The 8,318-nt window shown below is 39.1% G+C and carries 7 protein-coding genes; 1 reads left to right on the plus strand and 6 read right to left on the minus strand.

Features of this window, described 5'->3' with window-relative positions; genetic code table 11:
* The 5 genes from Q8907_09365 to mfd all read right to left on the minus strand — a co-directional run.
* On the minus strand, window positions 1-1,106 hold a 1,106-nt coding region (locus tag Q8907_09365; protein ID MDP4274472.1), incomplete at its 3' end, for a SurA N-terminal domain-containing protein.
* A gap of 413 nt (window positions 1,107-1,519) precedes the next feature.
* Window positions 1,520-1,705 carry a hypothetical protein gene (locus Q8907_09370; GenBank protein MDP4274473.1) on the minus strand — a complete coding sequence of 62 codons (186 nt, stop codon included), beginning with the start codon at window positions 1,703-1,705 and terminating at the stop codon, window positions 1,520-1,522.
* Window positions 1,702-2,253: an LPS export ABC transporter periplasmic protein LptC gene (gene lptC / locus Q8907_09375; GenBank protein MDP4274474.1), complete on the minus strand. Its 552-nt coding sequence runs from the start codon at window positions 2,251-2,253 to the stop codon at window positions 1,702-1,704. The genes Q8907_09370 and lptC overlap by 4 nt, the downstream gene beginning before the upstream one ends.
* A 194-nt stretch (window positions 2,254-2,447) precedes the next feature.
* On the minus strand, window positions 2,448-3,182 hold the full coding sequence (locus Q8907_09380; protein ID MDP4274475.1) for a type III pantothenate kinase: 735 nt from the start codon (window positions 3,180-3,182) through the stop codon (window positions 2,448-2,450).
* A complete protein-coding gene (gene mfd / locus Q8907_09385) occupies window positions 3,179-6,562 on the minus strand; it encodes a transcription-repair coupling factor (GenBank protein MDP4274476.1) in 3,384 nt (1,127 codons plus the stop codon). Before mfd ends, Q8907_09380 begins: the two co-directional genes overlap by 4 nt.
* Before the next feature lie 168 nt (window positions 6,563-6,730).
* Between mfd and Q8907_09390 the strand changes: the two genes are divergently transcribed.
* On the plus strand, window positions 6,731-7,990 hold the full coding sequence (locus Q8907_09390; GenBank protein MDP4274477.1) for an aspartate kinase: 1,260 nt from the start codon (window positions 6,731-6,733) through the stop codon (window positions 7,988-7,990).
* Window positions 7,991-8,053: 63 nt separating this feature from the next.
* On the opposite strand, the gene Q8907_09395 is transcribed toward Q8907_09390, so the two are convergent.
* The coding region (locus tag Q8907_09395; protein MDP4274478.1) for a hypothetical protein at window positions 8,054-8,318 on the minus strand (265 nt) is incomplete at its 5' end.

Raw genomic sequence — 8,318 nt, forward strand, 5'->3', positions numbered from 1 at the left:
AGTGCTTTGGCACTGGCAACAGCCTCCTGGGTTTGGCCCTGCGGACGGATAAGAATGTGACGTGCTTTCACTGAATCGGGGATCATGTCTTTCTTCACAACTTTAACCAGCTTAAATGCCTGATCTTCGATGAAGGGCCCCATTACGCCATTTGACTTGAATACAAAATTTGCTATGGAATCGCTCAGCTCACTTTTTTTGTAGAATTTCTCATCAAAAGGAACATCTGAATTTACATTGACAAATTGTTTCAAATCTTTGGCCGTTTCAAAATCAGGTTTGACTTTATCAATATAGTCTTTCGATTCTTTAATATCCGTTGGTGAAGGATTGATCTGGAAAGTAACATATTCTATATCCCTTGAATCTTCCTGTTCAAAAAGATATTTGTGGGCTTTGTAATATTTTTTCAGGTCGCTTTTGGTATAACTAACCATCTTGTCCGGAATAGACGAATAAGGAATGGATATAAAACTGAAATTTGCCTTTTTGTTTGATTCATTAAAATCAGCTTTAGCCTGCAAACGGGTGACAAACAAACCTTTTTGAATCAGCGCATTATATTTTGAAAGTATCCTTTCATGAGTAATCTGGTTTTCAATATACAGCCAGAAAGCTTTGCGCTCGCCGGTAGCATCCTGATCCATGGTTTTTAAGAACTCCAAAAGCCCTGCTTTGTTGAGTTCCCCGGTCTGTGGATTTGTAAAGAGCTGACGGATAATAGGATGGGGATTTTTACCCTGAACCATATCAAATAATTCATCAGAACTAACATCAACCCCAATATCTTTAAGATTGTCGATCAGAACATATTGTTCAATCATTTGTTGCCAGGTCTGTTCACGAATGCTTTCACTGGTATTCTCATCAAGAGAATTTTGACCGGAATTTAATTTATAAATTTGTTCAAGTGATTCGACTTTTTGTTGAAAATCCTGAATAGATATTGATTTTCCTCCTATTTTGGCGAGTTCATATTGTGAACTGGTAAATAATGAAGTTTTGGAACTTAGTAAATCGCCTAAAATAAAAGCCAATAAAGCCAATCCGATAATAACCGCAACCAAAACTCCCGCCTTGGTCCTAATTTTCTCTAAAGTTGCCATTTATTCAAATTTTTGATGAGATTATTTACATTTTTTATGCTACGAATATAAGAATTAAAAAATTATATTGTTGGCTGAATTTTTAAAAAAACTACTTGTAAAGATTCAATGGATTCATTATCAATAATATGTAATATGTGTTCTGTTTTATGCGGATTCCTTATGTTTTTTTAAAGAAATCAGTATAAAACAATTGAAATTCAAATCATTATATCCGATTTAATGAGAAAAGCCCGGCTCAAATACAGAATGATATATTTTTTGAAGTTTCCCGGATTCGCATAATTACGGAGAGTATTATAAAATTTCGACAGTAAATAGTGAAAGATTGGAATCCTGTTAAAGGGTAAGAAAAAAAATAAAAAATCCTTAGCAGTTATCGAAGAATTATCAAAGTTGAGCGGAGAGTAGGCTCATACTGATTGTTTTCTTCTGGACCGGCGAAGCAGATAAATCACGGCAGACAGCAAAGTAAGAAGATAAAAGGCCAAACTGCGTGATAATCCTACTTCAAAGGTCTTATAAATGGAAATAGTCAGGCACAATAATGCCACAACTAACCATAATACTTCCCATGCTTTCAGATGTTTTTCGCTCATTGCTTTACAGTTCCTTTAGTACCAACTAACGTCCATTTTGTAAAATCTTCATTGGCTTCAAAGCCGCCTTGCCCTGTAAAAGTACCGTCCTGATTAGTTATCCTTGTATATTTGTGAGAATAAATGATCTTTTTTTGTTCATCCCAGAAAAGTTGTTCCGTATTTAATTTTTCTCCTTTTGTATTGATAGCAACAACATTGTTCCTGGCTTCCCAAACTTTTTTGTCCTGGTAGAAAATTGCATAATTGGCTTTAATTTGTGCTATGACATTCTGATGCCTGTCATAAAAATACATGCTCATACCTTTGGGAAATTCAATATAAGGCTTTTGGGCTGTAGCATAACTGTCAATCACTTTGGCCACAATCTTTGATTCTACCCTGGCCGAATCGCTGTAAGTTATTTCAACATTGTCGCCTGCAATTGTAGGCATTTTTTTATCGTTTGCGATCGTATTGATTACTTCAATTGAATTTTCTTTACAGGATGAAAAAATAACGGTCGATGTCAAGAAAACAACTGGAATAAATAATTTATATAATTGCATGAATTTTAATCTCCCAATAATTATCAATTGTTTATAATAAATTTGAAAAGTTTTAAAATTTCAACAAATGAAACTTTTTCCCTTCCTTTTTTCTTTGTCACTTCAATTGTTCATTCAGTAAGGCAAATATACGAAATTTTAGCGAGTTTAGTATAAATTTAAGCATGACACCTTCAGCATGTAGGACAATTATTTCATTCCTCGGAGAAAACATATTCTAAAATTCTGTTGAGCCCCAGTAAAAGCAAATTTGAACTTACAAAGATGCTATTTTTTAGTTTTTTCTCAAAAAATGAAGCATCGCCTCCCACCAAAATAATTTTTAACGACTCATATTGTTTTTGTAATTGATCAATATAGCCCTGAATCTCAAAAATCATACCATTTTGCACACCTGAAACGATGGCATTTTCAGTATCATTTCCCAGAAATGCAAATTGTTCGTTGGGATGAACCAGCGGCAGCCTGCCTGTAAACTGGTTCAACGCCTGGAACCGCATTGAAAGTCCCGGCGAAATATTACCGCCCAGATATTCATGGGCGGAATTGATCAAATCAAAAGTGATGGCTGTTCCGGCATCAACAATCAAAATATCAGAAGCAGGGAAAAGTACGATAGCCCCTGCAACGGCAGCAATTCTGTCGCTTCCCAGGGTTGATTTTGTACGGTATTTATTGACAAAGGGTACAGGGGTGTTCCCGTTTAATTCAATGAAGCGACTGAACCGTTGCTTCAGGAAATCTATTATTCCTTTGTCCCGTTTAGCCACCGAAGATAAAATGGCCTGACGGATCCCGGGAAAATTCTTAATATAAGCTTCTAATAATGAAACGTTTAAGGTTTCAAAAACTTTTTCATCCCTGGTTATTCCTTTTTCCAGAATGGCTGTCTTGGCGCGCGTATTGCCAATGTCTATAATCAGATTCATTTGCCGGCTATCTTTTCAAGGAGTTTAATAGCTTCCTCTAAGTTAGAAATTTTTTCGACATTAAGTGTAAGTTTCTCTTTGCCTTCTTTTAAACTGAACAGTCCCGGCTGCCGCTGAACAAAACCTATGATGTCGCTAAATGTTTTTGACTGGTAATAAGGCGACATCTGGTTTGAAACAAAATAAAGGATCATTTTGCTGTTCTTCAGGATGATTTTTTCGAATCCTAGTGAAACAGCCCGCCAGCGTAACCTGACCACATTGAAAAGTTCTTTGGTGGCCTGGGGAATTTCGCCAAAACGGTCGTTAATCTGTTTGGCAAATTCCTGAAGTTTTTCTTCGTTGGAGATATTGTCCAGTTCCCGGTAAAGGCGGATACGCTCGGATACATTCTCCACATAAGAATCGGGAATAAGCAGTTCTAAGTCTGTATCTATCTGACAATCAGAAATATATGCAGCTTTCTTTATGACCTTTTTGTCCTTTTCTTCATGGGAAAAGACTTCTTTAAATTCGGTATCGCGGAGCTCCTGCATGGCCTCGTTCAGGATTTTCTGGTAGGTTTCGAATCCAATATCGGCAATGAAACCGCTTTGTTCGGCTCCAAGCATGTTACCCGAACCGCGGATGTCCAGATCCTGCATGGCTATATTAAAGCCGCTGCCCAGTTCCGAAAATTCCTCAATGGCTTTAAGCCTTCGCCTTGCTTCCGGTGTGAGCAGGTTTAGCGGCGGTGCCAGAAGGTAGCAGAATGCTTTTTTGTTGGACCTTCCTACTCTGCCTCTGAGCTGGTGCAGGTCACTAAGGCCATAACTCTGGGCTTCATTCACAAAAATGGTATTGACATTTGAGATGTCCAGCCCTGCTTCAATAATGGTAGTGGCAATCAGCACATCATAGTCGCCCCGGATGAAATCGAGCATGATCTGTTCCAGTTTTGGCCCTTCCATTTGTCCATGGGCTACAACAGTTTTCACTCCCGGACAGATCTTATTGATCAATGCTTCCAGTTCATAAATATTCTGTACCCGGTTGTGGATGAAGAAAACCTGGCCCTTGCGGGATAGTTCGTAGGTGATTCCTTCGCGGATAATATCCTTATTAAAGGTATGAAGCTCGGTGACTATAGGATGCCGGTTTGGCGGCGGAGTATTGATAATGGAAAGGTCACGGGCGCCTAAAAGCGAGAATTGCAGCGTTCGGGGAATAGGCGTGGCTGTAAGGGTCAGGGTATCAACATTTATCCTGAGTTTTTTCAGCTTTTCTTTCACTGCCACACCGAATTTTTGTTCTTCGTCAATGATCAGCAAACCAAGGTCTTTGAATTTCACATCCTTCCCGACAATCCGGTGGGTGCCAATGAGGATATCAATTTTCCCTTCGGCCAGTTTTTTAAGCGTCGTCTTTTGGTCGGAGGCCTTTTTCAAACGGCTGATATAGTCGACCGTACAAGGGAAATTTTTAAGCCTTTCGCTGAATGTATTGTAGTGCTGAAGAGCAAGAATAGTTGTAGGTACCAGTATGGCAACCTGTTTGTTGTCGGTTACGGCCTTAAAGGCAGCACGAATGGCAACTTCTGTTTTGCCAAATCCTACATCCCCGCACACCAGCATGTCCATCGGATGTTCCGACTCCATATTCTCTTTGACGGCCTGGGTGGCCTGGTATTGATCAGGGGTATCCTCATAGATGAATGAAGCTTCCAACTCGTGTTGCAGGTAGGTGTCGGGCGAAAATTCAAAACCTTTCTGCGAAAACCGTTTGGCATACAGTGCAATAAGGTCCTTGGCAATGTCCTTGACCTTACTTTTTGTTTTTAGTTTTAACTTCTGCCAGGTGGGCGTTCCCAGTTTGTTGATTTTCGGTTCCGCCCCTTCTTTGCCGCTGTATTTTGAGATACGGTGCAGGTTGTTGATGTTCACATAGAGCACATCATTGTCCTTGTAAACCAGGCGCACAGCTTCCTGCATTTTTCCGTTGACTTCAATTTTCTGCAGCCCTCCGAAAATTCCTATTCCATGATCAATATGCACCACGTAATCTCCAGGATGCAAACCGGTAAGCTCCTGAAGTGTCAGTGCATCGCTTCTTCCAAACCGTTCGGCAAGACGGTACTTATGATAGCGTTCAAAAATCTGATGGTCTGTATAAAAACAATAACGCAGGTCGCGGTCCACAAATCCTTCGTAAAGGTTGAACAGCATGGGAGAGAAGTGGACTTCCTTATTTATATCCTCGAAAATGGATTTCAGGCGCTCAATTTGTTTTTCATTTTCTGAAAGGATGATGTTCTGATATCCTTTCATGGTGTTTTCTGAAAGATTTGAGGCCAGCAGTTCGAAATTTTTATTAAAAGCTGGTTGGGGCGAAGTGTTAAACTGTAGGTCAAGGCCATCTTTGATCAAAAATTCCTGTCCAAATTCAATCAACGGGAATTTTTTCAAATCATCAATCAGCTTAGTTCCGGTGATGAGCACCTTGTCTTTTTCCGGGACTTTTTTCTCGGGTTCGTCGGGCAAGGGCTTGAATACCGTGTTCTCATATAATTCATTTACCCTCTGGCCGACATATTTGGCATTGTTTATCCAAATCAAAGTATCAGAAGGAATAAATTCCAGAAATGATTCTCTGATTTCATTTTCTTTTATTTCGGGATTTATATCCTGCACATCCGGAACAATGGTGACATTATTGAGTTTAACCTTTGAAAGCTGGGATTCGATATCGAAAGCCCTTATGGATTCAACTTCATCCCCGAAAAAATCAATGCGGTATGGATTATCCGCTGAAAAGGAAAAAATATCGACTATACTTCCGCGGATGGAATATTGGCCGGGAGCATAAACAAAATCCACTCTTTCAAAATGATATTCAGAAAGTACCTGGTTAAGAAAATCTATAGAAATATCTTCACCGGTATTAAGCTGAAGGGTGACCTTTTTCAGTTTTATGTGAGAGACGACTTTCTCAACGAGCGCTTCGGGATAAGTAACAATGACAATGGCTTCAGAACTATTCCCTTTTTTATCGGTAATGTTGTTGATTTTATCCATTACCTTAGTCCTCAGGATCAGGTTGGTACTATCCGTTTGTTGATACTGCACAGAACGCTTATAGGATGAGGGAAGAAAAAATACCTTTTCATCACCGATGACTTTTGTCATGTCATCAAAAAAATAAGCTGCATCGTCTTTATCGGTATGGATGAATAGTTGGGTATTGGGAAGTTTCTGAAAACTGGTGGCTGCAAATAAAGCCTTTGCCGAACCCGACAGTCCCTTGATATGATAATTTCCGGTTTTGTCATGGTTCAACCCTTCAACCAGGGTCTGCAGGGAAGGGTGATTGACATACAACAGTTTTAACTCCGAAGTGTCCAAAATAAATTGTTTTTAATTCAACCTGCAAAAGTAATGTATTTTAATTTTACAGTTGATTACTTTTACTTTTAAAATGACAGATGCATAGTGCATTCAATAAAATTTGCACAGATTTGCCTGGATTTGGAAAAAAACTATTAGGTTTGAATGTAATTTTTCATTCTGAAAATGATAGTATTTAAATTTGGTGGAGCTTCGGTCAAAAATGCCGATGCGGTGAGAAATCTGGCTAATATTATTCATAAATATGCCGGAGAGAAATTGGTGATCGTGGTATCGGCTATGGGCAAAACCACAAATGCACTGGAGAAATTGTTTGAACTTGCTTATCTTCAACAGCCATATCAGAAGGAATTTGAGCAGGTCAAAAATTTTCATCTGGAAATTTTACATGAACTTTTTCCAGAACGCGATGCCAGGGTTTTTGAGGAAGTTGAAGAAGAATTTGGCCATTTGCAACAGGCGCTCAAGCTTCCTTTTCAGGACAGGTACGATTATGGTTATGACCAGTGCATCTCCTTCGGTGAAATAATATCAACCCGGATTGTCAGCGCATACCTGAACAAGTGTGGAAATGCCAATCAATGGACTGATATCCGGAAATATCTTAAAACCGACAGTACTTTCCGCGAGGGACAGGTGAACTGGAAGCTTTCTGCAAAACTATTTAAGCAAGTTTTTGATTTTACGGCAACAAGTATGTATGTGGTTCAGGGATTCATTGGTTCTGATGAAGAAAACAATACCACCACCCTTGGCCGGGAAGGTTCGGACTATACAGCTTCTATTATCTCCTATATTCTGAATGCTGAAAAAGTTGTGATCTGGAAGGATGTTCCGGGGGTTTTAAATGCAGATCCCAAATATTTTGAGGATACCGTAAAAATCGACCAGCTTTCGTATCTTGATGCCATTGAGCTGGCCTATTACGGGGCCAGTATCATCCATCCCAAGACCATTAAGCCTTTGCAGAATAAAAATATTCCTCTTCAGGTTAAATCCTTTATACAGCCTGATGAACCCGGTACCATGATTGGCGATATCAATTACGATATGGCCATTCCAATGTTTATATTTAAGCAGGATCAGGTACTGATGCGTATTTCGGCAACAGATTTTTCATTCATTGCCGAAGAAAAACTTAAAGGTATTTTCACCTGTTTCGCCCGTCACAAGATCAAAATCAACCTTATGCAGAATTCGGCCATCAGTTTCCAGGTTTGTATCAACGATGCTCCTTTACGAATGGTCCAACTGGTTGACGATTTGAAGCACGATTTTAAGGTAACCTACGAAACCGGACTTGAACTGATCACCATTCGTCATTACGATGATTCAACCATCGAACGCATGATGCGCAACAAAGAATTGATTCTTGAACAAAAAAGCCAGAGAAATGTGCAGCTGGTGGCAAAGGCAATGGGGTAATGTGCTAATGGGGTAATGGGATAATGAGATAATGGGTTAATGGGATAATCAAAAAGAAAAAAGTTAGAAGATTTTTGAATTTTTAATTGCCGTTGGCTTTAGCCAACGGGTTGATAGGATGTGATTTAAGTGGGCTTTAGCCCAATAGATTGATGTTGAGTTATCTTGAGTGAAAATTTTATTATGGGATAATGGGATAATGGGATAATGGGATAATGAGATAATGAGATAATGAGATAATGCGATAATGGGGTAATGTGCTAATGGGATAATGAGATAATCAAAAAGTAAAAAAGGTAGAAGATTTTTGAATTTTTCATTGCCGTTG

The organism is Bacteroidota bacterium, from assembly GCA_030706565.1.
GTDB lineage: Bacteria > Bacteroidota > Bacteroidia > Bacteroidales > JAUZOH01 > JAUZOH01.